A 23,745-nucleotide genomic window follows, 5' to 3' on the forward strand; every position below is an offset into this window, starting at 1 on the left:
CGGCCGGCAGGCGCACGACCGGCGCGAAGATCCGAAAGGTTTCCAGTGATCCGGCGGCCAACATGCCAGTGATGCGCACAGCGCGTTTCCAGGCGGCGCGGACGTCGACGGTGCGCGTCGCAGAGACCGGGCACGATCCACGAGGAGGCAGGCGATGAAGCACCCGGCAGGTCTACACCCCGCCGAGGCCCACGACTACCTGGTCGTCGCGCGCGGCAAGTTGCTGGACTGGATCCGCCCGCTGGCGTCCGAGCTGTACGCCCGCGAGTTCCCCTTCGGCCACAAGAGCATCCGCGCCACGCTGGTGCACGTCGCCTCCGCGGAGTGGGGCTACGTGCGACGCCTGCGCGGCGAGCTGGTGCCGCCCATCGACCAGCGGCCGTTCGCGCGATACGCCGGCGAGCCGTTCGCCCCGCTGGAGGCCGCGTGGGCGGCGCAGGCCGAGGAGACGCGCCGCACCTTGCAGGAAGTGCGGGACTGGGCGCAGCCGCTGGAGTGGGTGGCGTCGGTGGGCGGGCGGACGCGGCGGTTTCGCACGACGACGGGTGGCGTGGCGCTCCAGCTGCTCTTCCACGAGATCCACCACCGGGCGCAGGTCATGGCGATGCTCCGCCAGCTGGGGATCGCCGCGGAGAACCTCGACTACTCCGTGCTGGGCTTCCAGGTCGAGAACGCCTGACCCGCCCGCCTGGCGCAGCCCCGGCTGCCGGGGCCGCCGGTGCGGGGCGTTGCGGAAGTCCCACAACGCAGGCAGCAGGAACCGCCGCTCCTGCTGGGGCCGCGCGATCTCTTCCCGCGAGCGGCCCGCGCAGCCGCTCTCCGGTGCCGGGAGTGGGGACGTCCGGGGGGTCCGTTACCGCTCGTCGCCCTCGATCGTCGAGAGGGCCAGCGAGAGCGCAGCGGTCAGGAACGCCGTGGCCTCGTGCTCGCAGAGGTCGTTGAACCCGCGCTTGTCGAGAAAGCCGCGCAGCGCGGGGATCAGCCGCGCCAGCTTGTGCGCGGTGTACGAGAAGAGGTCCCAGTAGGCTTCCTCCGCGGCCGGGTGCCCCATGCCCGCCCGTTCGGTGAGGGCCAGGTAGCGGCTGTGCAGGTCGCGGTACTGCTGGTCCTCCTCGTGCTCGGCCCGCAGCCGGTCCACCACGCGCGCGACGTCGGCGTCGTCCATCGCCTCCTGGGCCAGGAAGCTCATGTCGAGCAGCAGCTCGGCCAGCTCCTCGGTGGGGTGCCCCAGGTAGAGGTCCTTCTTGTGGTGCTCGGCCCCGATCAGCCGTCGCAGTTCGCGCGAGAGCTCGTCGTCGGCCTTGGGCAGGCGGGGCGGCCGGCTGCCGGGGCCGTTGGGGCGTTCGCGCACCGTGATCCGGCTGAGCAGGTCGGCCCCGAACCGCTCGGACAGGAAGGCCTCGAGCTGGGCGCGCACCGGGGGCTGCGGGTGCACCAGGGTGACGGCGTCGCCCTTGAACGCCGCGTAGCGCCAGCCCTCCTTCGCCAGCGCGTCCAGCACCGCCGCCAGCCGGCCGAGCTGCGGGCCGCCGCGGGCCGCCTCGCGGCGCAAGGCAGCCACCAGCGCCCGCATCGAGCGGCCGCGGAACGCAAAGGGCCGAGGGCGATCGAAGAGGCGAATCTCCAGCTCGGCCACCATGTTGGCGCGGGCCATGGGAAACCCTAGCTCCAGACGCGCGGGGTCATCTCGGGAGCGGCAGCGACGAGGCTGTGGATGCGCCGTGCAGCTGGCACACCTCTATCCTCGGCGATGGCCGCGCGCTTGTCAACCACGCCCGCAGCGCCGGCTGCCTCACGGCACCATGACGACCTTGCCGAAGTGCTGGCGCCCTTCCATGATCTCGTGGGCGCGCCGAATCTCGGCCAGGGGAAGCACCGCGTGCAGCACGGGGTCGATGGCGCCCGCGAAGATGGCGCCCATCACGGCCCGCAGGTCGGAGACGTTGCCCATGGGCGCGCCGATGATGCGCCGGTGCCGCTGGTAGACCTCGCGGATGTCGAAGTCGGGCCGCTCGCCGCCCGATGCGCCGCAGATCGCCATACGGCCGCCGCGGCGCAGGCTGCGGATCGTCTGCACCCAGGTGGGCGCGCCCACGGGGTCGGCCGCCAGATGGACGCCGGCGCCGTCGGTGCGCTCGAGCACCACCGTGCTGAACTCGGGCGTCGCGCGGTGGTCGATGGCGATGGCGCCCAGGGCTGCAGCCCTGCGCGCCTTCTCCGGGCCGCCGACTACGGCGAAGATGCGCCGGGCCCCGGCCATCTTGGCGATGGCCAGCGCCGCCGTGCCCACCCCGCCGGAGGCGCCCACCACCAGCACGTCCTCGCCCGCCCGCAACCCGCCAGCGGTGATGAGCATCCGCCAGGCCGTGCAGTAGGCGGCCGGCACGGCGGCCTTCTCGAAGGGCACGTGGTCGGGCAGCCGCAGCAGGTTCTGCGCCGGCGCCACCGCGAACTCGGCCAGGCCGCCCGGGGTGTGCTCGCCCCAGATGCGGTAGTCCACGCACATCGTCTGCTCGCCGGCCAGGCAGAACTCGCACCGGCCACACGAGAGGATGGGGTTGACGACCACGCGGTCCCCGGGTCGCCATCCGTCGACCTGCGGCCCGACCGCCTCCACGACGCCCGCGACGTCGCCGCCGGTGGTGATGGGGAAGGTCCGCGGCCGCCAGGGGAAGATCGGCCGGCCGCCAGGCGGGCCCGACCGCGCCCAGATGTCCATGTTGTTGAGCCCGCAGGCCCGCACGCGGATCAACACCTCGCCGGGGCCGGGCACGGGCACCGGCACGTCTTCGATCTGAAGCACCTCGGGCGGCCCGTGCCGGTGGATGACGACGGCCTTCATGGTGGCACTGCGGGCGGCGCTCACGACGCCACCAGCTCCCGGGCCGCGCGCAGCGCGGCGGTCACGCGGTTGCGGCCGCGGACCAGGGCGGTCACCGTCAGGAAGTACTGGTCCGAGTCGGGCGCCAGGCTCGCCCACGTCCTGGCGGGCGCCAGGTCCGGCAGCGGCGGGACGTCCACGGCGGGGTCGTGCCGGAACCGGCCCGCCCGGGTGTAGTTGATCGGCACCAGGATGCGCGCCAGCCGCCGCAGCGTGGCGTTGGCTCGCCGGACCTCGGGGTCTGCGGGCGCGCGGCCCACCAGGTGCGCCCGGTCCAGGTACCAGCGCTCCAGCTCGGCGCGCAGCGCCCGGGCCTCGGCCAGCGGCGCGCTCAGGTCGAACGCCCCGCCGGTGGCGTCCTGGTAGGCCTGCAGCGTGCCCTCCAGTTCCGCGGCCAGCGCCGTGAAGTCCAGCGGGTGCAGCGTGGCGTTGGCGGTGCGGTACGCGGCGACCAGGTAGACCTTGATGTCGCGCAGCAGGTTGTCCCGGTCGGCGATCTCGATCGTGTCGTCCTCGGTGTGCCACGCGATGTTGCCGCCGCAGCCGCCCACGGCGTAGTACCCCTTCTCCCTGGCCAGGGCCGGCGGCATGGTGGACGACAGCATGTAGAACGTCGAGACCCCGATGTTGCTGAACGACTTGTCGCCGGCGCGCAGCGGGCGGCCGCCCGAGGCCTCCTGGCCGGTCACGTCCTTGATGACGGCCCTGGCGATGCCTGCGGCCTCGCTCATCCAGAAGACGTCCTCGTAGACCGTCGCCCACCGGCAGCCCGGCGAGTCGCAGTTGATGTGGGCGATGCAGTGGGCGTCCAGGTCCAGCGCAAAGGTGTCGGCGTACCAGACCGATCCGGCGTAGCGCCCCTGGGAGTGGCCGGGCCACCACGCGATCCGGACCGACCGCGCCAGGCGGTGGCGGTGCTTCCACAGGACGCGCGCCAGCTCCAGCAGCGTGGCGTCGCCGGTGGCGTTGTCGCCGATGCCCTGGTGCCAGCCGTCGACGTGGCCGTGGACCAGCACGAACTCCTCGGGCACCTGCGTGCCCGGGATCTCGGCGACGCACAGGGGGCAGGACATCCACCCCTCCGTGAGTCGTGTGGAGAGGCGCACCCGCACCGGGCCGGCCTGGGCCAGCTGTCGCAGCCACGCCCCCTCGGTCTTGTTGACCATGACCACCGGGATGGTGGGCTTGCGGTCCCACGCGTCCAGGTCGGGCGAGCCCCAGATGGTGGTGCAGATGCCCTCGTGGATGCGCTCGCCGGGGCTGATGAAGATCGCCCCGGCTGCACCCGCCTTCATGAACGCGAAGACCTTGCCCGGCGAGGCGTAGCCTTCGGTGAGGGCGATGCGACCGCGGACGTCGACGCCCGTCCCGCGGGCCGCGGCGAAGATCTCCCGGATGTCGGCGGCGACGCCGGTGGGGACGTAGACGACCTCGCCGCGCTTCCACCGGCCGCCGGTCGAGGCCGACATCGAGGGCGTCTTGGCCACCAGCGTCCGGCGTTCCGGGGCCAGCACCTCCAGCCGGGCCCCGCGGGGGAGGCTGATGAACAGCGTCGGCGTGTGGACCACATGGGGCACGCCGAACTGCGCCAGGCGACCGCTGATGTAGTCGAAGGCCGCACGCTCGTCGGGCGTGCCCGACTCGCGGACGAGGGTCGTGAAGCGCTCGACGAGGGCCCAGGGTTCGTCCAGCGAGACCTCAGTCAGGAGGGCCTGCTCGTCGACGTCGTTGCGCCAGGTGCTGACTGCCTGCATCCTCGACCTCCCTTCCCTCTGTCAAACCTGTCAAACCGCGTCACACCGCGTGCCGTGCTAGACCTTCAAGCGGGGATCCAGGGCGTCGCGCAGCCCGTCGCCCAGGAAGTTGTAGGCCAGCACCGTCAGCAGGATCAGGACGCCCGGATACACGGCGAGGCTGGGGGCCGACCACAGGTAGATCTGGGCGTTCTGCAACATGTTGCCCCACGACGGCAACGGCGGGCGGATGCCCAGTCCCAGGTAGGAGATGGCGGATTCGGTGAGGATGGCGAACGCCACGTTGAGCGTGGCCGCCACGATGACCGACGGTACCACCTGGGGGAAGATGTGGCGCAGCATGATGCGGGCATCACCGGATCCCAGCGCCCGCGCCGCCTCCACGAACTCGCTGGCCCGCCAGCGCAGGTACTCGGCCCGCACGACCCGCGCCACCGGCATCCACGTGGTCAGCCCGATGACCGCCGTGGCGGTCGCCGGGCCACCGCCGAACACCGTCAGCGCCGCCAGGATGACGAACAGCGTCGGGAGGGCGAGCATGGCATCGGTGAACCGCATGAGGACGGTGTCGGCGCCGCCCCCGAAGTAGCCAGCCACGGCGCCGAGGGCCCCGCCGACGACGACGCTGATGGCCATGGCCACGAACCCCACGCTGAGCGACACCCGTCCCCCCAGCAGCAGCCGCGCCAGGACGTCCCGCCCGATCTCGTCGGTGCCCAGCGGGTGCGCCAGCGACGGGCCCCGCAGGGCGCCCAGCGGGTTGGCGGTGAACGCGTCCCGAGGGAGCGCCCAGGGCCCGACGACGGCCGCCAGGTGAATGGCGACCAGGAACGCGAGGGCGGCCAGCGCGGGCGGATTGCGTCGTAACCGCCGGAGCGCGATGGTGCGCAGCGTGCGCGCCGGCGGCGGGACCACCGCGACCGTCGTGCGCAGGGGGGCCACCCGGGGCGAGCTGCGGGCGCTATCCATTGGCAAAGGGCGCACGCGACCTCGGCCGTCGGGTCCTGGGCCGCCTGCATGTCGGCGCGGATCCGGACGTGGTCACTGGTAGGTGATGCGGGGGTCCAGCCATCCGTAGACGAGGTCCACGGCCAGGCTCGACGCGGTGACCACGATGGCCACCACGACCGTCACGGCCATCACCACGGGGTAGTCGCGCCCGATGGCGGAGGCGACCGCAAGCTGTCCCATCCCCGGCCACCCGAAGATCGTCTCGGTGATCACCGCGCCGCCCACCAGCCGGGGGATGAGCAGGCCCAGCACGGTGACCGTGGGGATCAAGGCGTTGCGCAGCGCGTGGCGGGTGAGCACGTGGGGCTCGGGCAGCCCCTTGGCCCGTGCGGTCCGCACGTAGTCCTGTCCGAGCTCTTCCGCCAGCGCCGACCGCGTGAAGCGCGTGATGTTGGGCAGGATCACCGTGGCCAGGACCACGGTGGGCAGGATCAGATGGCTGAGGCGGTCGGCCAGCGAAAACCCGACCCCGACCGTGGCGACGCCCGACGCCGGAAGCCAGCGCAACCACACCGAGAACACCAGGATCAGGAGGATGGCGAGCCAGAATGCCGGGATCGAGACGCCGACGACGCTGAAGAACGTCACCACGTGGTCGGTCAGCGAGTAGCGGCGGGTGGCCGAGATCACCCCGGCCGGAATCCCGATCGCCAGGGAGACGACCAGCGCCGCGCCGCCCAGCACCAGAGTGAGCGGAAGCCGCTCCCCGATGATCTCGGCGACCCGCCGGCGGTCGTTGAAGGAGCGGCCGAGGTCGGCCCGCAGCGCCGCGCCCACCCACTTGACGTAGCGCACCAGCAACGGCTGGTCGAGCCCGAGCTGGCGCCGCAGCGCCTCTTGCTGCTCGGGCGTCATCTCCATGGTCATCATGATGGCCGGGCCGCCCGGCGCCAGATGCACCATGGCGAAGGTAAGGGTCGAGACCACCACGAGGACCACCAGGGCCTGGACCACCCGCTGGAGGAGGTAGCGGCTCATGGCGGGGTACGTGGCGCCGGACGATCGCTGGCAGGTGGTCGCCGCCGCGACCACCTGCCCGTCACGCTACTCCAGCTTCCACTCGTAGGCCCACTCCAGCGCCGACCGGAGGTCGATGGCCGGCACGCCCTTGAGGCGCTTGGACCAGGCGCGGATCTCGTTGGGCCACCACAGGTAGAGGTAGGGCAGATCCTCGGCCACCACTTCCTGGAACTTCTTGTAGATGCGCTCGCGTTCGGCGACGGTGGTGGCCTTCCTGCCGGCCTCCAGCAGCGCGTCGACCTCCTTGTTGCTGTACATCGGCAGGTTGAACCCGCGGTCGGCAGTGCTGGAGTGCATGTAGGGGAAGAAGTCGGGGTCGTACGGCGTGATCCACCAGCCCATGAGGGCGTCGTACTGCCGCGCCAGCATCTGGCGGATGAAGACGTTGAACTCCCGCCCGTCGAGCTTGGCCTCGATCCCCACCGCGCGCAGGTACTGCTGCACCAGGGCGGAGAGGGGCTCGAAGTACTGGACCGTGGGGTACATGAGCGTGAAGCTGAACCGCTCACCACCCTTGGTCAGCACGCCGTCGGGCCCCGGCTGCCAGCCGGCCTCCGCCAGCAGTGCCCGGGCGCGGGCGCGGTCGAACTCGTAGGTCCTGACGTTGGGGTTGAAGTAGTTCTTCAGCACCGGCGAAATCGGCCCGCTGGCCGGGGTGGCGAACCCTTCCAGGAAGCCTTTGATCATCGCGGGGCGATCCCAGGCATACATGATCGCCTGGCGGACACGGCGGTCCTGGAACAGCCGGTGACGGTGGCTGGGCGCCATGTAGTAGAAGTTGTTCTGCGGCAGGGTGGTGACCTCGATGTCGGGGCGGCCCCGGACGGCCCGGACCAGCGCGGGGTTGTCGATGAACACGATGGTCAGGTCGCCGGCCAGCAACTGCGCGATCTGCGCGTTCACGTCGGGCAAGACCTTGAAGGTGATGGTCTCGATGCTCGGCGTGCCCGCGAAGTAGTTCGGGTTGCGCTCCAGCGTCACGTACGAGCCGGCCACGTACTCCTTCATCTTGTAGGCGCCGGTGCCGATGGGGTTGCGCTTGTTGAACGCGTCGTGCGTCCACGGGTCGGTGACTCCCGCGAAGGCGTGCCGGGGAATGATCCCGACGTTGGTGCCGACCAGCGCCACCAGGCTGGCCAGGGGCGACGAGAGCACGAACTGCACCCGCAGCGGATCCAGGACGCGGACCTCGCGCAGCACGGGGCGGAAGTTGGGACCGAACTGGGCGCCCAGCTGCGGGTTGATGATCGTGTCGAACGTGAACTTGACGTCGTCGGCGGTGAAGTCGCGGCCGTCGTGCCACTTGACCCCCCGGCGCAGGTGGAAGGTCCAGGTCAGCCCGTCGGGCGAGACCTCCCAGCGCTCGGCCAGGTCTCCCACCCACTGCCCGTTCTTGCCCCACTTGGTCAGGCGGCTGAACAGCACGCGGTTGACGATGATGGACTCGACGAAGGCCCGCGGGTGCAGTGGGTTGAAGGTCGGGTCCGCCACGATGGGAAACGTCACGCCCCTGCCGGGCGCGGGCGCGCCGCCGGCCGGCGCGTACAGGCCGGCGAGCAGTGCCACGCCCACCAACAGTGGCACCACGCGCAGCGTCATTCCTCGCCTCTGCATCGTCATCCCCCCTTGCCGGGATCAGATCACCGACGCTGAACTCTCAGCGTCGCCTACGACGCACGCCCGCGTCAACACGTCAGAACGTAGCATGCCGGGTGCAGGCGGTCAACGCGACCCGTTACACGCCGGCCAGGAGCCCGGGGCCGACGGCGAGAACTCTCGCGGGCGGACGGCGCGGGTGCAGGTCCGGAGGCTGTCATGGAACCGATCCCGGTGACCATCGTGACGGGGTTTCTCGGCAGCGGCAAGACCACGCTGCTCAACCGCCTGTTGGACCACGCGGGCGGACGTCGCCTCGGCATCCTGCTCAACGACTTCGGCCAGATCGCCATCGACGCCCGGTTGCTGCAGTCCCGCGACCAGGACGTGGTGGAGCTGGCCAATGGCTGCGTGTGCTGCACCGTGCGCGACGACGTGGTGCCCGCCCTGGCGCGGCTCCTCGAGCGCGCCCCCGCCCCGCAGGCCATCGTGGTCGAGACGTCGGGCCTGGCCGACCCCGCCCCGCTGGCACGGCAGCTGCTGGCCCCGCCGCTGCAGGCCGTGGTGCGGTTGGACGCAGTGGTGACGGTCGTGGACGCGGCCAACTTCGATCGGGCGCTGGACTACGCGGAGTCGGCGTACGGGCAGATCACCTGCGCCGACCTCCTGCTGCTCAACAAGGTCGACCTGGTGGCCCCGCCGATCGTAGCGCAGGTCGAGCGCGGGCTGCAGGAGTTGAACCCCACGGCCCGCCGGCTGCGGTGCGTGCGCGCAGAGGTACCACCGGCCCTGGTGCTGGACTGGGGAGGCGGTCTTGCGCGTGAGCGGGCGCCGGACGCGCACGCGCCTGCTCCGGCCGTGACCACGCGTCCCCTGCCCTGGGGCCTGCACGGCGATCGCTTTCGCGCCGTATCGCTGCGGCTGCCACGACCGCTCGACCTCCAGCGACTGGGCCGGTTGCTCGACGCGCTGCCGCCGGCCGTGTTCCGGGCCAAGGGCGTGCTCCATCTGGACGGTGTGTCTCGCCGGGTGTTGCTGCACCTGGTGGGCGGGCGCTGGACCGTCACCGCCGGCGTCCCGTGGGCCGACGGCGAGGAGCGCAGCAGCGAGCTGGTGCTCATCGCGCGGGACCTGGCCGACGACGAGCTGGGCCGCCTGCGCCGGGCCCTCGAGGACTGTCAGGTGGCGCTGCCGTGATCAGCGTCGTGGCACACAAGGAACGCGTGCGGGCGCGCGCCGCAGGCCCAAAGGGGCAGGCGCTGGTGGCGTTGAGCCGTCGTATCCACGCCCATCCGGAGGTGGCCTTTGCCGAACACCGGGCCAGCGCGTGGTGCCGCGAGCTGCTGGAGCGCCATGGGTTCGAGACGGCCGTGGTGCCCGGGCTCCAGACGGCCTTCGTGGCCACCCGGCGCGGGGTCGGGCCCGGTCCCATCATTGGCTTCCTGGCCGAGTACGACGCGTTGCCCGAAATCGGCCACGGCTGCGGGCACAACCTCATCGCGGGGGCAGCGGTGGGCGCGGGCGTGTTGCTGGCCGACGAGATGCCGGCGCTCCCCGGCACCGTGCGGGTGTTCGGCTGTCCCGCCGAGGAGCGGGGCGCCGGCAAGGTGCAGATGCTCGCCGCCGGCGTGTTCGCCGACCTGGACGTCGCCCTGACGTTCCACCCCTGGCAGGCCACCGCGCTCCTGCGGGCCTGCAGCGGCCTTTGCCTCTTCGACCTGGTCTTTCGGGGACGGGCAGCCCATGCGGCCGACGAGCCGTGGCGCGGGGCCAGTGCGCTGGACGGTGTGTTGCTCACGTATGCCAACCTCAACGCGCTCCGCCAGTTCATCGGCGACGGCGCGCGGATCCACGGCATCGTCACCGACGGCGGCCAGGCACCCAACGTGATCCCCGAACGCGCAGCCTGCACCATCGGCGTGCGCGCCGCAGATCCCGCGACGCTGGAGCAGCTCGCGCGGCGGGTGGTGCGGTGCGCGCAGGCCGCCGCCATGGCCGCCGACGTCGAGCTGGAGGTGCGGGAGGTGCAGCGGCTCGCACCGGTGCGGCACAACGAGACGGTGGGGAACGTGCTGGCCGCCAACCTGCGCGCTCTGGGAGAGACGGTGGGGGAGTGGCGCGCGATGGCCTCCACCGACTTCGGCGACGTCAGCCAGGCGGTCCCGGCCGTGCTGTTCTCGGTGGGGACGTGGCCGGCCGACGTGGCGTTCCACACGCGGGCGGCAGCGGCATGCGCCGCAACCGATCGGGCCATGGCGGCCATGCTGGTGGCCGCGCAGGCCATGGCGTGGACGGCCCTGGACCTGCTGGCCGACAGCGCGGTGGTGGCGGCGGCCCACACCGAGCATCGGGGGCCGGTGCCGGCCCCAACCGGGGAGTGAGGAGGACGCTGTGGGCATCGAGGACGGCCGGCTCGTGGCCGACACCATCCTGTTCAACGGGAAGATCCTGACGGTCGACGCCCGGTTCTCCATCGCCGAGGCCCTGGCCGTGGTCGACGACAAGATCGTCGCCGTCGGTACCGACGGCGATATCAAGCGTCTGGCCGGCGCGTCCACCCGACGAATCGACCTCAAGGGAGCCTGCGTCATCCCCGGGATGATCGACAACCACACCCACATGCTGCTGGCAGGGCTCGACCAGCCGGAGGTGGGCGTCAAGGTCAACCTGGCCTGGGCCCAGAACATCGCCGAGATCCAGGAGGCCATCGCGCAGCGCGCACGACAGGCGCGGCCGGGCGAGTGGATCGTGACGTCGTGCATGTACCGCGGCGCGCTGCGTGACGGCCGGTTCCCCGACCGCCACGACCTGGACCGTGTCGCTCCCAACAACCCCGTGTACATCTTCCAGTCGGGGAAGAACGTGATCCTCAACACCCTGGCGCTGCGCCTGGCGGGGATCGATCGGCACACCCCCGACCCCGGCGGCGACCCCAACGAGCCCGAAGGGCACATCGTGCGCGACGACAGCGGCGAACCCACGGGCCACCTCATCGCCGGCGCCGGGGACCTGGCGCGCCGGCGGCTCTGGGAGCGCATGGGCCTGCCGTTGAAGAAATGGGACTTCCCGCACTACGACACGGCGACGTACGTGCGGGCCATCCAGGCCCAGGCCCGGCTGCTGAACCAGTGCGGGGTGACGGGCACGCGGGACATGGGGCTCATCCCCGAAGAGATCGACGCGTACATCGAAGCGGACCGACGGGGCGTGCTGACCGTGCGCACCGATCTGCTCCTGGGCCTGCCGGCGCGCTACATGCGCATCGACGACATCCGCGACTCCCTGCGCCGCTACTTCGGACCCAAGCAGGGGCTGGGCGGACCGTTCCTGCGGCTGGGCGGGCTGAAGCTGGTGGTACAGAACGACGGGTGGTGGGCCTACTCGCCGGAGAAGCTGCGCACGATGCTGCTGGAGGCCAACCGGCTGGGGTTCACCATGGCGATCCACGTCGGCACCGGGTACTCCGAGGACTCCACGCAGCTAGTGCTCGACGTCCTGGAGCAGGCGGACCGTGAGCGACCGCTGCGCGGGCGGCGGTGCACCTACGAGCACGGCTTCGGGCTGATCCGCCCCGAGTACTACCGCCGGGTCAAGGCGCTCGACCTCATCATCGCGGCCAACCCGACGCTGGCCTACTTCGCGGCGGCGCGCTCGTTCCACATGCACGAGGCGATGTCGCGGGTCCGGATCGCCAAGCACCCGCCGTCGGATCCGTGGGAGCGCACCGTGAAGGACTGGGGACTGCCGGTGCGGAGCTGGCTGCGCGAAGGCCTCGTCGTCACGGGCGGCACCGATTGCCCGGCGGTGGCGTACGACCCGCAGCGCCCCCTGCTGGGCCTGTACATGGTGACGACCCAGCAGACCCTGGCGGGCAGGCTGCTGCCGGGGGAGGAGATCAGCCGGGAGGATGCGCTGCGCCTGTGGACCATCAACGGCGCGTACGCCACGTTCGAGGAGCAGCGCAAGGGGTCGCTGGAAGTGGGGAAGTGGGCCGACCTGGCGGTGCTCAGCGACGACTACCTGACGGTCCCCGACGATCGGCTGCCGACGATCACGGTCTCCCTCACCATGGTGGGCGGCCGGATCGTGCACGAACGCGCCTGACCGCTCCGCGCCGGGTTCGCCGGGTCGCAGGCGCCGCGTGCCGTGCGACGCCGGGCGGCTGCGCGACGGCCGGGCGTGGCTAGCGGACCGGGGCTGTCGCCCGCAGCTTGGGCGGCAGCGGGTAGGCTTTCTTGCTGTGCCGCAGTCCCGCCCCGATCAGCGCCTCCAGCACCTTCACCGCCGCCAGAACCGGGTTGACGACGGGCACGCCCACCGCTTCGGCGATGCGGCCGTGGGCCTCGAGGAAGCCCATGCTCATGCAGCCCAGGACCAGCGTGTCGGCACCGTCGTCGTGCACGGCACGCTGTCCCAGGGCGATCATGCGCTCGATGCTGGCGTCGCGGTCGCGGGCGAGGTCCAGCACCGGAATGTCCACCGCCCGCACCGCGGCCAGTTTGCGCTCCAGGCCCACGCGCACGGCCAGGTGGCGCAACGGCGCCACCACCGAGTCCAACACCGTGACGATCGCGAAGCGGTGGCCCAGGGTGGCCGCCAGCAGCATCGATGCCTCGGCCGGCCCGACCACCGGGATCGCCACCAGTTCCCGGGCCGCGTCCACCCCCGGGTCGCCGAAGCAGCCCACGATGACGCCGTCGTAGCCCGCCCGTGCCGCTTCCTGCACGCGGCGCAGCGTCCCGGGCACCGCCAGGTACTCCTCGTAGGCCGACTCGATCGACAGCGGGCCGTCGGGCACGTCCACGACGTCCACGTGGGTGTCCGCGGCGGCCAGGCGCCGCAGGATGCCGCGGCGCCGCTCGATCTCGGCCCGCCCGGCGTCGGAGTGGGAGAGGTTGCCGGGGAGAATGTACAGGAGCTTCATGGCGCCGCCTCCTCGCGGAGTCCGTGCGACACGCTCACCGATGTGCAACTGCCTGTGCTGCGGCGTGGCGCTGAGCGAGCGTCAGTCGCATTGTAGGGATGGTCGGCAGATACCGTCAATACGACGACCAGATACCGTCAATGCGACGACGCGGCGGCCACCGCTCAGGCAGGGCCGGCGCCCGCGGGCGCTCGTTCCACCGGCCGGAGCACCCGCTGCGCCACGCCCACCGCGGCCAGCAGCGCCAGCCCCGCCACGTCGGTGACCAGCCCCGGCCGGATCAGCAGCAACGACGCCACGAAGAGCACCGCGCGCTCGAGCAGCGTGGCCCGCCGCGCCAGGTAGCCGATCATCGCCGCGGCCAGACACAGTGTGCCCACCGTGCCCGTGGTCAGGGCCAGCAGCGTCTCCGGCCACGGCCGCTGCCCGACCAGGATCGACGGGCCGTAGACGAACATGAAGGGCACGATGTACCCGGCCAGGCCAAAGCGCATCGACTCTACCGACGACTCCCACATGGGCGCCTTGGCGATGCTGGCGGCCGCGAACGAGGCGAAGGCCACGGGCGGCGTGACCGCCGAGATGATGGAGAAGTAGAAGATGAACATGTGGGCGGCCAGGGGCACCGCGCCCATCTTGATGAGGGCCGGCGCGAGCACGCTGGCTGCGATGGCGTAGGCGGCCGTGGTCGGCAGCCCGATGCCCAGGATCAGCGCCGCGAACATGGTGGCCACCAGCCCCGCCAGGAGGTTGCCTCCGGCCAGGTCGATCAGCAACTCCGAGAACTTCCCGCCGAGCCCGGTGAGCGCCAGGATGCCGACGATGACACCCGCCGAGGCACACGAGACGCCGATCTCGATGGTGCGCTTGGCCCCTTCTTCCATGGCGCCGACGATCTTGGGCAGCGTGAGGCGCGTGTCGGCCCGCACCAACGACGCGACGAACGCCACGCCCAGGGCGTAGAGGGCGGCGCGGGCCGGCGCGGCGCCACGGCCCATGATCATGTAGAGCAGCACGACGATGGGGAGCAGCAGGTAGCCATGCTGGAGCATCACGTCGCGGAACCGCGGGAGCTCCGCCCGGGGGAGTCCCCGCAGCCCCTGGGAGGCGGCGTAGAACTCGATCATCCAGTAGGCCGCCACGTAGTAGAGCAGAGCCGGCCCGATGGCCGCTACGGCCACCTGCGCGTAGGGGATGCCCAGGATGTCGGCCATGAGGAAGGCTGCGGCGCCCATGATGGGCGGGACGATCTGCCCCCCGGTGCTGTTCATCGCTTCGATCCCGGCGGCCACCGGGCCGGTGAAGCCCGTGGCCTTCATCAGGGGGATGTTGATCACCCCGTCGACCATCACGTTGGCGGCCGACGAGCCGCTGGCGGTGCCGAACAGGGCGCTGGTGAGGATGGAGACCTTGGCCGGGCCGCCGCGCCGGCTGCCGGCGACGCTGAGCGCTGCCTGCACGATGAACCGGCCGATGTTGGACGCTTCGATGAACGCCCCGAACAGGATGAACAGGTAGACGTCCCGGGCCGAGACCTGGATCGGCACGCCGTAGATGCCGTTGTCGCTGAACAGGAACGAGACGACGGTGCCAAACGAGAACCCCTTGTGGTGCAGCAGACCGGGCAGGTAGGGGCCCAGGAACGGATAGGCGGCGAACAGGGCGCCCATGACGGGCAGCGACCAGCCCGTGGCCCGCCGCGCGGCTTCGGTGGCGACGATGATCAGCAGGACCCCGACGATGACGTCCTCCCGCGTGGGGAAGACGCCGGCGCGTCCGGTCAGCTCCTCGAACACCAGGAAGACGTAGGCCAGGACCACCAGGGCCGCGGCCACCAGCAGCCAGTCCAGCACCGTGGGGCGCTGCTGGCCGCGGCGCGCCGGCACCAGCAGGAACGCCAGCACGACGACGAACGTGACGTGGACGGCGTAGAGCTTCTGCGGGTCCGTGACGATGCCAAAGAAGCGGCCGAGCTGCACGATGTGGTAGATGGCCATGGCTGCGGCGATGGCCCGCACCAGGGCGTGCAGCCGTGGCGAGAGGGCGCGCGTGGGGAGCTCGACGACCTCGCCCACCCGCGCCGTATCGACCGGCAGGCCAGCCGGCGCTGCGGGCGCGACGTCGGGTGGCCCGGCGCTCACGGACGGGGCCTCGTGTTCGGCGTGCGCATCGGGGCGGGCCTGCGCCGGCGGGTGACGGTGTCAGGCCGCCACCGGCGCGGCCGCGTGTCCCTCGTGCTCACCGCGGATCCGGGGCGGGCGCCGCCCGCGCCCGCCCCGGCGGGGTGTGAGGTCTGGGTGCCCCGGGCGTCACCAGGTCGGCCTCACTTCCTGGCGGCCAGCTCAGGCGGCAGGTGGGCGTCGTCCAGCTTGACCCCCTGCTCGCGGAAGAAGCGGATCGCCCCGGGGTGCATCGGCATCTTGATGTAGAAGACGTTCACCGGCAGCATCTCGTTGGCCGTCGGGTGCACGGTGGCCAGGAAGTCGCGGTTGGCGAACATGGTCTTGACCAGCTCGTAGACGAAGTCCTCGGGCGCGTCCTTGTGCACGATGGCGGCGTTCCACATCTGCACCGTGGGGATCGGCGCGTCCTGTCCCCGGTAGACGCCGCCCCGGATGGCGGCGCGGGCCAGGTAGGGGAACTTCTCGGTGAGCGTTTCGATCTGCTCGGGGGAGAACCCGAAGAATCGCACCGGCCGCGTCACCGCCGCCTCGACCCAGGCGGGTACCGGCACGCCGATCACGCCGAAGTTGGCGTCCACCACGCCGTCGCGCATGGCGGAGGCGCCGTCGGCGAACCCGAGGTAGACGATCCGCCGCGGCTTCACGTTGAACAACTGCATGACCCGCTCGCCCACGAACTCGGCCGAGCCGCCGCGGGGCCCGAGGCTGACGACCTTCCCGGTCAGGTCGGTGACCGAGCGGATGCCGGAGTCGGCGTTGACCATCCAGTGGGCGTAGGAGGTGTACATCGGGAAGATCACGCGGACAGCATCCATCTTGCGGCCCCGGAACTCGCCGATGCCCTGCAGGGCTTCGTAGAGCGGCCCGGTGGTCGTCATGCCGAGCTCGATCTCCTTGGTCTGCACCAGCTGGATGTTCTGCACCGGCCCGCCGGTCACGCGGTTGGTGGCCGGGAGGCCCATCTTCTCGCTGATGACCCGCGCCCAGCCGCCGGCCACGACGAAGTAGACGCCCCCGATGGAGGCCGAGCCGATCGTCACCGAGCGCGGCCACCCGGCGCGCGGCTGACTCTGCGCCAGCGGGGCGATGCTCGCCACCAGCAGGACGGCGAGGACCAAACTCCACACAGCGCGCGATCGCAACGCCATCCGCAATCCCTCCCACGGTGTCCAGCTCCCGACGCTGTCGGGGCGTAAACAGTGTAGGGGGCCGCAAAGCTCGCACCAATCGGGTTCTTGCCCGATTTTCCCCCATATCTCTATTTGCCATATCTCAGATCAGAGATGGAAGACTCCCGCCGGCGATGGTCGGCGCTCCCCGAAGCGCCCCGCAGGACGCGCGGACCACCAGCCGGGGCTGGAGCACCACGGTGCGTGGCCTGCTGGCGCCGCGCTCCAGGCGGTCGAGCAGCAGGCTGGCGGCGGTCCGGCCCAGGGCGTAGGAGGGCTGGGCCACGGCGGTCAGCGGGGGGGTCAGGATCGGCGCCCAGTCCATGTCGTCGAACCCCACGACCGCCATCTCCTCGGGGATGCGCACCCCGGCTTCCTGCAAGCGCAGCAGGGCGCCGATCGTCATGAGGTTGTTGGCGACGAAGATGGCCGTGGGGCGCTGTCCCTCGAGGAACCGCCCCGCCAGCTCGTACCCGCTCTCCTCCTTGAAGGTGCCCTCCAGGATCCACCGGTCGACGACGGGCAGCCCCGCGCGGCGCAGCGCCGCCCGGAACGCCGCGAGGCGCTCGCGCCCGGTGTAGACCTGCCGGGGCCCGCTGATCATGCCGATGTGCCGGTGGCCCAGGCGCACCAGGTGCGCGACGGCCGCGGCCACGCCGGCCCGGTTGTCGCACACCACGGCATCGGCCGGCAGGCCCCGGACCCGGCGGTCCACCTGCACCACGGGCACCCGGCTGGCCACCAGCGCGCGCAGCAGCGGCGAGGCACCGCGCGAGGGCGAGACGATCACCCCGTCGGCCCGCTTCTGCCGGACCATGGCGATGTAGAGGGCCTCCTTGGCCGGATCCTCGTCGGTGTTGCACAGCATGATGGCGTAGCCGCGGGCCAGAACCACGTCCTCGATGCCCCGGACGACCGCGGCGAAGAACGGGTTGGCGTTGTCCGAGACGATCACGCCCAGAGTGTGGGTGCGGCCCTTGATCATGCTGCGCGCGATGGCGTTGGTCTGGTAGTCCAGGGCGCGTGCGGCGCGCAGCACTCGGTCGCGGGTGGTCGGGCTGACGTGCCCGTAACCGCCCAGGGCGCGGGCGGCGGTGGGCACCGAGACGCCGGCGCGTCGGGCGACGTCCTTCAACGTGGCCATGTCGGGCTCCAGACCGGGGCCATGGTGGATCCAGGACGAGAGAACGTTCTCGCGATCTCGTTCTCCAGGGGCCGGGTGATCCCTGCGCCCCGGTGGGGAAAGGGACCGGCGCCGCGCAGCCGCGGTTCGGCCACCACCCTCGTCCCAGGTGGCCTGCCGCCAGCGCCCGGGGACCCCTTTCTCGCCGGCGCGGACCAGCGGCGCCTTCACCCGGTGGGGGTCGTAGACGGCGATGATACAGGCCACGCCCTTGGGCCAGAGAGTGCCGCGGTTGAGCGGGTTCCCGGGGTGGCCCTCGGGCTTGACGATCCGTCCGTTGGTGAGGCGGCAGACCATTGACTGGCTCCATTTTCGGATCTATATTTGGATCTGTAAATGGTCATCGTCGAGGTGCATCCGGATTGCCTCTCCGAGGACCTCGGAAAGGTGCACGATGAAGAGGTTCTGGAGGGAATCCTCGACAAGATCGCCCTTCTTGAGCGGGAGCCTGATTTTGGACGACCGCTGAGGGGGCCCTTACGAGGTCATCACCGGATCACCTACGGTCGCTATCGTATTGTCTATCGGTGGGACCGCGCCCGTGACCACGTGCTGGTGTGGTACGTGGGTGTGCGCCGTGAGAACCTTTATGAGTTAATCGAGAAGGCCTTGCAACGTCGAGGGATCGGGGGAGTGAGGAGGAGTCGTCCATGAGCTTGACAGCGATGATCGACAAGGTCGTACAGATCAGCGATTTTAAGAAGAATCCATCCCGGTTCTTGGACGAGGTGGCCGCTGGTACGCCCATCACCATCACCCGAGGACGGAAGGCCGATGCTATCCTCGTTCCCCGGGAGACGTGGTCCCGCCTGCTGGCCCGCGTGCAGGAGTTGGAAGATGAACTGGAGACGCGGGAACTGCTCGCGGATCCCGTCGTCCGCGAGCGGCTGCGGACCGGTCTTCCGGCCAGGGGAGTTCCCCTGGGTGAGGCGCGACAGCGCCTGCGGTCTCGCCGGCGGCGCCGCTGACTGCACCCGCGCGGCCGCCCCCTGCGGGTTCGCTCCCTGGTACGCTTCCCCGATGTCCCCCGGACACCACAGACCTCAGAGATCCGCAGTCCCGCAGCAGTGGCGGAGTTTCTGGATCAGGAGATACCGTCTTGCACCGCCCGACACCACCGTGCTGGTTGAGATGGACGTCCAGACGCGGGACCGCTACGGGCAGCTGATCAACCGGGGGATCAGGTGCTGGCGTGGCAGTGGATCGGCGCGAGGTCCGGGCCGGGCATCCGGCGCGGGGTCGGCCAGCACCAGCCGGCGGCCACCGCCCAGTTTGCCAGGCCGGGCGGATCGAGCGCAGACCCGATTGCCCCACGCTGCGGTCCTCCGGTAGGCTCGAAGGTGATGCGGCCTCGGGCCGCCCCGGCAGGAAGTTCGGGAGGGGCCGCGAACTTTTCACGGGTCTGAGAACGTTATCACTACGCCTGCGGCCCGGCGCCGTCTCGGGAGGGGATCGATGAAGCCACCCAGGGTGGGAGTGCTGACCTTCTCCGACGGCCGTCCCGCCGTCCACCGGGAACTGCTCCCGCTCACCCGCCAGTTCCAGGACCGTCTGGCCGCGCGCCTGCGGGCGGCCGGATGGGAGGTCGTCGTCGGCCGCGAGATCGTCTGGACCACCGACCTGGCCCAGCAGGAGGCGCGGTACCTCGCGGCCCAGGGCGTGGAGGTCACGATCTTCAACTACGCCATCTGGGCCTGGCCGCACTACTCTGCCATCGCGGCCCAGTTCGTCCCCGCCCCGATCCTGCTGTTCTCCAACGTGAACCCGCAGTATCCGGGGCTGGTGGCCATGCTGGCGGCGGCCGGCAGCCTGGACCAGATCGGGGTGTGCTGCGGGCGGGTCTCGGGCGACATCGACGACGACGCGGTCTTCCAGCGGGTGCTGCAGTTCCTGCGGCCGGCGGCGGCGCGCAACCGGTTGCGCGGCGAGGTGTACGGTGTGATCGGCGGCCGCTCGATGGGGATGTACACCGCCGTGCCCGCCCTGGACGTCTGGCGGCGAGAGTTCGGCATCGACATCGAGCACATCGACCAGTTCGAGATCGTCCGGCGCGCCGCGCGGGTCCCCGACAGCCGGGCCGACGCCGCCATCGCCTGGCTGCAGGAGCACGGCGCGACGATCCACTACGACGGCGAGAAGCTGACCCCCGAGCTGCTGCGCCGCCAGATCAAGGCCTACCACGCCGTGCGCGAGCTCGTCGACGAGTGGCGATTGGACTTCTGCGGGATCAAGGGCCAGCCCGAGATGACCGATCACTTCGTCACCATGGACGTGCCCGAAGCCTTCCTCAACGACCCCTACGACTGGGAAGGCCCCCACGACCCCATCGTCTGCGCCACCGAGGCCGACAGCGACGGCGCCCTGACCATGGAGATCTTCAAGCACCTGGCCGGCACCCCGGTGCTGTTCGCCGACGTGCGGCACTACGACGCCGCCGACGACGTGTGGGACCTGTGCAACTCGGGCCAGCACGCCACGTACTTCGCGGGCCGATCGTTCGACCCCGCGGCCAACCTCCGGCACGTGCACCTCTACCCGGCGATCCTCTACTTTCCCGCGGGCGGTGCCTCGGTGATGCACGTGGCGGCGCCGGGCCCGGTGACGCTCGCCCGCCTGGCCCGCCGCAACGGCCGCTACTGGATGGCCATCGTCCCCGGCGAGTTCGTCGCCTTTCCGCCGGAGGTCACCGCGCGCAAGGTGGCAGCTACCACGCCGCAGTGGCCGCACGCGTTCGCGCGGCTGCGCGTCTCGGCCGACGCGTTCCTGGCCGAGTACGACTCCAACCACATCCACGGAGTCTACGGAGACTGGGTGGCCGACCTCGTCTGGTTCTGCCGCATGACGGGGATCGAGCCGCGGGTGTTCGGGCCGGCACCGTCTGCGCTGCCCGGCGCCTCTGCGTGACGGCGGTGACCACCTACACCGTCGGCGTCGACTTCGGCACGGAGTCCGCCCGGGCGGTCCTGGTCCGGACCGCCGACGGCGCGCTGGCGGCCACGGCCACCGCCGCCTACCCCCACGGCGTCATCGACCGGACGCTGCCGGACGAGCCTCGGCCGCTGCCCGCGGACTGGGCCCTGCAGCATCCCGACGACTGGGTGGGCGTCCTGGAGGTGCTGCTCCGCCAGATGGCTGCTGCGGTCCCAGCCGACGCCATCGTGGGCATCGGCGTGGACTTCACATCGTGTACGGTGCTTCCCACGACCGCCGACGGCGTCCCCCTGTGCACGCTGCCCGAGTACCGCCGCGAGCCTCATGCCTGGCCCAAGCTGTGGAAGCACCACGCCGCGCAGCCCTACGCCGATCGCATCAATGCGGCCGCGGACCGGCCGGACGCCGGGTTCCTGCGCTGGTACGGCGGGAAGACCTCGTCGGAGTGGCTGTGGGCCAAAGGGTGGCAGGTGCTGGCGGAAGCGCCTGAGGTCATGGCTGCTGCCGCGCGCTGGATCGAGGGCGGCGACTGGATCGTCTGGCAGTTGACCGGCCGCGAGGTGCGCAGCGCCTGCCAGGCGGGCTACAAGGCCCACTGGCAGAAGGCAGAAGGGTATCCCGACGCAGCCTTCTGGGCCGCGCTGGACCCTGCGCTGCCCACGCTGCTCGACCGCCTGGGGCCTCCTCAGCCCGTGGCCACGGCGGCGGGCGCGCTCACCGACGCCTGGGCGCGCCGTACGGGCCTGCGCGCGGGCACGCCGGTCGCGGTGGCCGTCATCGACGCCCATGCGGCGGTGCCCGCCGTGGGCGTGCGCGAGCCCGGCCGGCTGGTGGCGATCATGGGCACCTCGACGTGCCACCTGCTGGTCGACCCGCAGCGCCGCGCGGTCCGGGGTATCGCCGGCGTCGTGGAGGACGGTATCCTGCCGGGGCTGTTCGGGTACGAGGCCGGGCAGGTCTCGGTTGGCGACATCTTCCAGTGGTACGTGCGCACCAGCGTGCCCGAGCGGGTGGCCGCGCGGGCGGAGACCGGGGGCGCGGCCCCGGCGGGGCGCGGCGCCGGCGCGCCCGGCGAGGCGGCGCTCTTCGCAGCGCTCGAGGCGCAGGCGGCGACGCTGCAACCGGGGGAGGCGGGACTGCTGGCGCTCGACTGGTGGAACGGCTGTCGGACGCCGCTGGTGGACGCGGACCTCTCGGGGCTGCTGGTGGGGCTGACGCTCGCCACCGAACCCCACGAGATCTACCGGGCGCTGCTGGAGTCGACCGCCTACGGCACCCGGCGCGTGCTCGACACGTTCGAGGCAGGCGGCGTGCCCGTGCGCGAGGTGATCGCGTGCGGCGGCCTGGCCGAACGCAGCCCGCTGCTGCTGCAGATCACCGCCGACGTGCTGGGCCGTGAGGTCCTGGCCTCGCAGGCCCGCCACGCGTCGGCGGTCGGCGCGGCCATCTACGCGGCCGCGGCGGCGGGCGCGGACCGCGGCGGCGATGGCATGCTGGCCGCCATCGAGCGCATGGGCGATCGGCAGTACGTGCCGTACCGGCCCGACACGCGGGCGCACCGGGTGTACGACGTGCTCTACCGCGAGTACCTGGACCTCGCCCGGCATTTCGGCGAGGGGGGTTCGGACGTGATGCGCCGCCTGCGGGCACTGCGCGCGCAGGCGCGCGGGGCCCGGGAGCGGCGCGCAGAGGTGGCACGAGACCGCGAGCGCGGAGGTGACGGGAGATGAGTGGCAACGGGCGTGGGGACGGAAGCGCGATCAGCCGGCGCGCTTTCCTCAAGACGGCCGCGGCGGCGGCGCTGGCGACGTCGGCCGGAGGGGTGCGGCTGCCCCTGGCGGCCGCCCAGGAGCGGGTGCTCACCCTCGACTACTACACGCTGTTCCACAGCGGCGACGCCGCCGCCATGGAGCGCATCGTCCGCCAGTTCAACACCGAGCACCGCACGGTGCGGTTGAACCTGCTGCAGGGCCAGTGGGCCGAGTACTACGCGCAGCTGTTCGCGGCGGTGGGCGCGGGCAACGCGCCGCACATCGGCATCTGCCACTCCAGCCGGGTGATGGACGTCTACCGGGCACTCACGCCGCTGGAGGAGTCGCGGGCGGGCAACCTGCTGGAGATCGCGGACATCCGGGCGCCGGCCTACACCAAGACGGTGTGGGAGGCGGGCGTCTACCAGGGGAAGCGCTACCTGGTGCCGCTGGACTCGCACATGTGGGGGCTGTGGTACAACAAGGACCTCTTTCGCCAGGCCGGCCTCGACCCCGACCGCCCGCCGGAGACCCGGGAAGAGTTCGAGCGCGCCTGCGAGGCCCTGCGCACCCGCACCGGCCGCTTCGCCTTCCACCCGGCCGAGGACGCGCTGCCCCGGAAGATCCGCCGGGCATGGGAGATCCTGTTCTGGGGGCAGGGCGGCGAGCTGCTCACGCCCGACGGGAAGCGCGCGGCGTTCAACGACGAGCGCGGCCTGCGCGCCCTGGACTACCTGGTGACGATGATCCGGCGCGGCTGGAACCAGCCCGGCACCGACGGGTTCAAGCAGTTCGCGGCCGGGCAGCTGGGGATGCTGCTGGCGGGGAACTGGTACCTGCCCACGGCCAAGGACAGCCGGGTCAACTTCGGCTTCCATTACGTGCCGAAGTTCTTCGACCGGCCCGTGACCTGGGGCGACAGCCACAACCTCGTGATCCCGCGCCAGCGGCCGGACCGGGCCAGCAACGAGGTGCTGGTGGCGGCGATTCGGGCCATCAAGTGGATCAACGAGCACTCCGACCTGTGGGGGATCTACGGCGGGCACATCCCGGCCTACCTGCCCGCGCAGCGCTCGCGGGCGCTGCTGGAGTCGGACTCGTGGTCGCTGGCGCTGAAGAAGTTCACGGACATGGCCAACCGGGGCTACGTGCACTACCCGTTGATCCACGAGAAGGCCCCGCAGGTCCACGCGGCCATCGAGCCCTACATCCAGGAGGCGTATAACCTGCGGCTGGCTCCTCGTGACGCGCTGGCGCGCGCCGAGGCCGAGGTCAACCGGGTGCTGGCAGCCTAGCCGGGGCCGGCACGACCTTCTGGGGCGCTGGACCGTGCGGCACCGGG

19 protein-coding genes are annotated in these 23,745 nt (G+C 71.5%); 9 read left to right on the forward strand and 10 right to left on the reverse strand.

What is annotated here, in order from left to right; translation table 11 throughout:
* Window positions 1–154 precede the first annotated feature (154 nt).
* A complete protein-coding gene (locus QN157_07495; protein MDR7555435.1) occupies window positions 155–679 on the forward strand; it encodes a DinB family protein in 525 nt (174 codons plus the stop codon).
* 174 nt (window positions 680–853) lie between these two features.
* Here QN157_07495 and QN157_07500 read toward each other — a convergent pair whose 3' ends face one another.
* From QN157_07500 to QN157_07525, 6 genes are all read right to left on the reverse strand, one after another.
* Window positions 854–1,654 carry a hypothetical protein gene (locus QN157_07500; protein MDR7555436.1) on the reverse strand — a complete coding sequence of 267 codons (801 nt, stop codon included), beginning with the start codon at window positions 1,652–1,654 and terminating at the stop codon, window positions 854–856.
* Window positions 1,655–1,792: 138 nt separating this feature from the next.
* Complete coding sequence (locus QN157_07505) at window positions 1,793–2,866, reverse strand: alcohol dehydrogenase catalytic domain-containing protein (GenBank protein ID MDR7555437.1); 1,074 nt, start codon at window positions 2,864–2,866, stop codon at window positions 1,793–1,795.
* Window positions 2,863–4,635 (reverse strand): M28 family peptidase, encoded by a 1,773-nt coding sequence (locus QN157_07510; protein MDR7555438.1) that lies wholly within the window; start codon window positions 4,633–4,635, stop codon window positions 2,863–2,865. The genes QN157_07505 and QN157_07510 overlap by 4 nt, the downstream gene beginning before the upstream one ends.
* Before the next feature lie 57 nt (window positions 4,636–4,692).
* A complete protein-coding gene (locus QN157_07515) occupies window positions 4,693–5,577 on the reverse strand; it encodes an ABC transporter permease (protein ID MDR7555439.1) in 885 nt (294 codons plus the stop codon).
* Between the two features lie 99 nt (window positions 5,578–5,676).
* Complete coding sequence (locus tag QN157_07520) at window positions 5,677–6,624, reverse strand: ABC transporter permease (protein ID MDR7555440.1); 948 nt, start codon at window positions 6,622–6,624, stop codon at window positions 5,677–5,679.
* A gap of 66 nt (window positions 6,625–6,690) precedes the next feature.
* A complete protein-coding gene (locus QN157_07525) occupies window positions 6,691–8,280 on the reverse strand; it encodes an ABC transporter substrate-binding protein (GenBank protein ID MDR7555441.1) in 1,590 nt (529 codons plus the stop codon).
* Between the two features lie 201 nt (window positions 8,281–8,481).
* Between QN157_07525 and QN157_07530 the strand changes: the two genes are divergently transcribed.
* From QN157_07530 to QN157_07540, 3 genes are read left to right on the forward strand one after another with little or no spacing between them, the layout of a single operon-like run.
* On the forward strand, window positions 8,482–9,459 hold the full coding sequence (locus tag QN157_07530) for a GTP-binding protein (protein MDR7555442.1): 978 nt from the start codon (window positions 8,482–8,484) through the stop codon (window positions 9,457–9,459).
* Window positions 9,456–10,643: a M20 family metallopeptidase gene (locus QN157_07535; GenBank protein ID MDR7555443.1), complete on the forward strand. Its 1,188-nt coding sequence runs from the start codon at window positions 9,456–9,458 to the stop codon at window positions 10,641–10,643. Before QN157_07530 ends, QN157_07535 begins: the two co-directional genes overlap by 4 nt.
* Window positions 10,644–10,653: 10 nt before the next feature.
* Window positions 10,654–12,366, forward strand: coding sequence for an amidohydrolase (locus QN157_07540; GenBank protein ID MDR7555444.1), 1,713 nt, complete (start codon window positions 10,654–10,656; stop codon window positions 12,364–12,366).
* Window positions 12,367–12,445: 79 nt separating this feature from the next.
* Here the strand turns inward: QN157_07540 and QN157_07545 are convergent, their stop codons facing one another.
* The 4 genes from QN157_07545 to QN157_07560 all read right to left on the reverse strand — a co-directional run bounded on the left by QN157_07545 (window position 12,446) and on the right by QN157_07560 (window position 18,018).
* Window positions 12,446–13,186: an aspartate/glutamate racemase family protein gene (locus QN157_07545; GenBank protein MDR7555445.1), complete on the reverse strand. Its 741-nt coding sequence runs from the start codon at window positions 13,184–13,186 to the stop codon at window positions 12,446–12,448.
* A gap of 164 nt (window positions 13,187–13,350) precedes the next feature.
* A complete protein-coding gene (locus QN157_07550; GenBank protein MDR7555446.1) occupies window positions 13,351–15,327 on the reverse strand; it encodes a TRAP transporter fused permease subunit in 1,977 nt (658 codons plus the stop codon).
* A 182-nt stretch (window positions 15,328–15,509) separates the two neighbouring features.
* Window positions 15,510–16,517: a TAXI family TRAP transporter solute-binding subunit gene (locus QN157_07555; GenBank protein ID MDR7555447.1), complete on the reverse strand. Its 1,008-nt coding sequence runs from the start codon at window positions 16,515–16,517 to the stop codon at window positions 15,510–15,512.
* Between the two features lie 124 nt (window positions 16,518–16,641).
* Window positions 16,642–18,018: a substrate-binding domain-containing protein gene (locus tag QN157_07560; protein ID MDR7555448.1), complete on the reverse strand. Its 1,377-nt coding sequence runs from the start codon at window positions 18,016–18,018 to the stop codon at window positions 16,642–16,644.
* Window positions 18,019–18,057: 39 nt separating this feature from the next.
* Here QN157_07560 and QN157_07565 point away from each other — a divergent pair, with 39 nt between their 5' ends.
* The 5 genes from QN157_07565 (at window position 18,058) to QN157_07585 (ending at window position 23,698) form a co-directional block, all read left to right on the forward strand.
* On the forward strand, window positions 18,058–18,375 hold the full coding sequence (locus tag QN157_07565) for a type II toxin-antitoxin system RelE/ParE family toxin (protein MDR7555449.1): 318 nt from the start codon (window positions 18,058–18,060) through the stop codon (window positions 18,373–18,375).
* A complete protein-coding gene (locus tag QN157_07570; protein ID MDR7555450.1) occupies window positions 18,372–18,689 on the forward strand; it encodes a type II toxin-antitoxin system Phd/YefM family antitoxin in 318 nt (105 codons plus the stop codon). Before QN157_07565 ends, QN157_07570 begins: the two co-directional genes overlap by 4 nt.
* Before the next feature lie 487 nt (window positions 18,690–19,176).
* Complete coding sequence (locus QN157_07575) at window positions 19,177–20,625, forward strand: L-fucose/L-arabinose isomerase family protein (GenBank protein MDR7555451.1); 1,449 nt, start codon at window positions 19,177–19,179, stop codon at window positions 20,623–20,625.
* A 5-nt stretch (window positions 20,626–20,630) separates the two neighbouring features.
* Window positions 20,631–22,382, forward strand: coding sequence for a ribulokinase (locus QN157_07580; protein MDR7555452.1), 1,752 nt, complete (start codon window positions 20,631–20,633; stop codon window positions 22,380–22,382).
* A complete protein-coding gene (locus QN157_07585) occupies window positions 22,379–23,698 on the forward strand; it encodes an extracellular solute-binding protein (GenBank protein MDR7555453.1) in 1,320 nt (439 codons plus the stop codon). Before QN157_07580 ends, QN157_07585 begins: the two co-directional genes overlap by 4 nt.
* Window positions 23,699–23,745: the final 47 nt, after the last annotated feature.

The sequence above is a fragment of the Armatimonadota bacterium genome (genome assembly GCA_031459855.1).
Taxonomy (GTDB): domain Bacteria; phylum Sysuimicrobiota; class Sysuimicrobiia; order Sysuimicrobiales; family Humicultoraceae; genus Fervidifonticultor; species Fervidifonticultor primus.

Excerpts from the sequence above, each read along its gene's own strand:
- QN157_07495 (MDR7555435.1), top strand. The coding sequence starts at position 155 with ATGAAGCACCCGGCAGGTCTACACCCCGCCGAGGCCCACGACTACCTG.
- QN157_07500 (MDR7555436.1), bottom strand. The coding sequence starts at position 1,654 with ATGGCCCGCGCCAACATGGTGGCCGAGCTGGAGATTCGCCTCTTCGAT.
- QN157_07510 (MDR7555438.1), bottom strand. The coding sequence starts at position 4,635 with ATGCAGGCAGTCAGCACCTGGCGCAACGACGTCGACGAGCAGGCCCTC.
- QN157_07520 (MDR7555440.1), bottom strand. The coding sequence starts at position 6,624 with ATGAGCCGCTACCTCCTCCAGCGGGTGGTCCAGGCCCTGGTGGTCCTC.
- QN157_07525 (MDR7555441.1), bottom strand. The coding sequence starts at position 8,280 with ATGCAGAGGCGAGGAATGACGCTGCGCGTGGTGCCACTGTTGGTGGGC.
- QN157_07530 (MDR7555442.1), top strand. The coding sequence starts at position 8,482 with ATGGAACCGATCCCGGTGACCATCGTGACGGGGTTTCTCGGCAGCGGC.
- QN157_07545 (MDR7555445.1), bottom strand. The coding sequence starts at position 13,186 with ATGAAGCTCCTGTACATTCTCCCCGGCAACCTCTCCCACTCCGACGCC.
- QN157_07555 (MDR7555447.1), bottom strand. The coding sequence starts at position 16,517 with ATGGCGTTGCGATCGCGCGCTGTGTGGAGTTTGGTCCTCGCCGTCCTG.
- QN157_07560 (MDR7555448.1), bottom strand. The coding sequence starts at position 18,018 with ATGGTCTGCCGCCTCACCAACGGACGGATCGTCAAGCCCGAGGGCCAC.
- QN157_07565 (MDR7555449.1), top strand. The coding sequence starts at position 18,058 with ATGGTCATCGTCGAGGTGCATCCGGATTGCCTCTCCGAGGACCTCGGA.
- QN157_07570 (MDR7555450.1), top strand. The coding sequence starts at position 18,372 with ATGAGCTTGACAGCGATGATCGACAAGGTCGTACAGATCAGCGATTTT.
- QN157_07575 (MDR7555451.1), top strand. The coding sequence starts at position 19,177 with ATGAAGCCACCCAGGGTGGGAGTGCTGACCTTCTCCGACGGCCGTCCC.
- QN157_07585 (MDR7555453.1), top strand. The coding sequence starts at position 22,379 with ATGAGTGGCAACGGGCGTGGGGACGGAAGCGCGATCAGCCGGCGCGCT.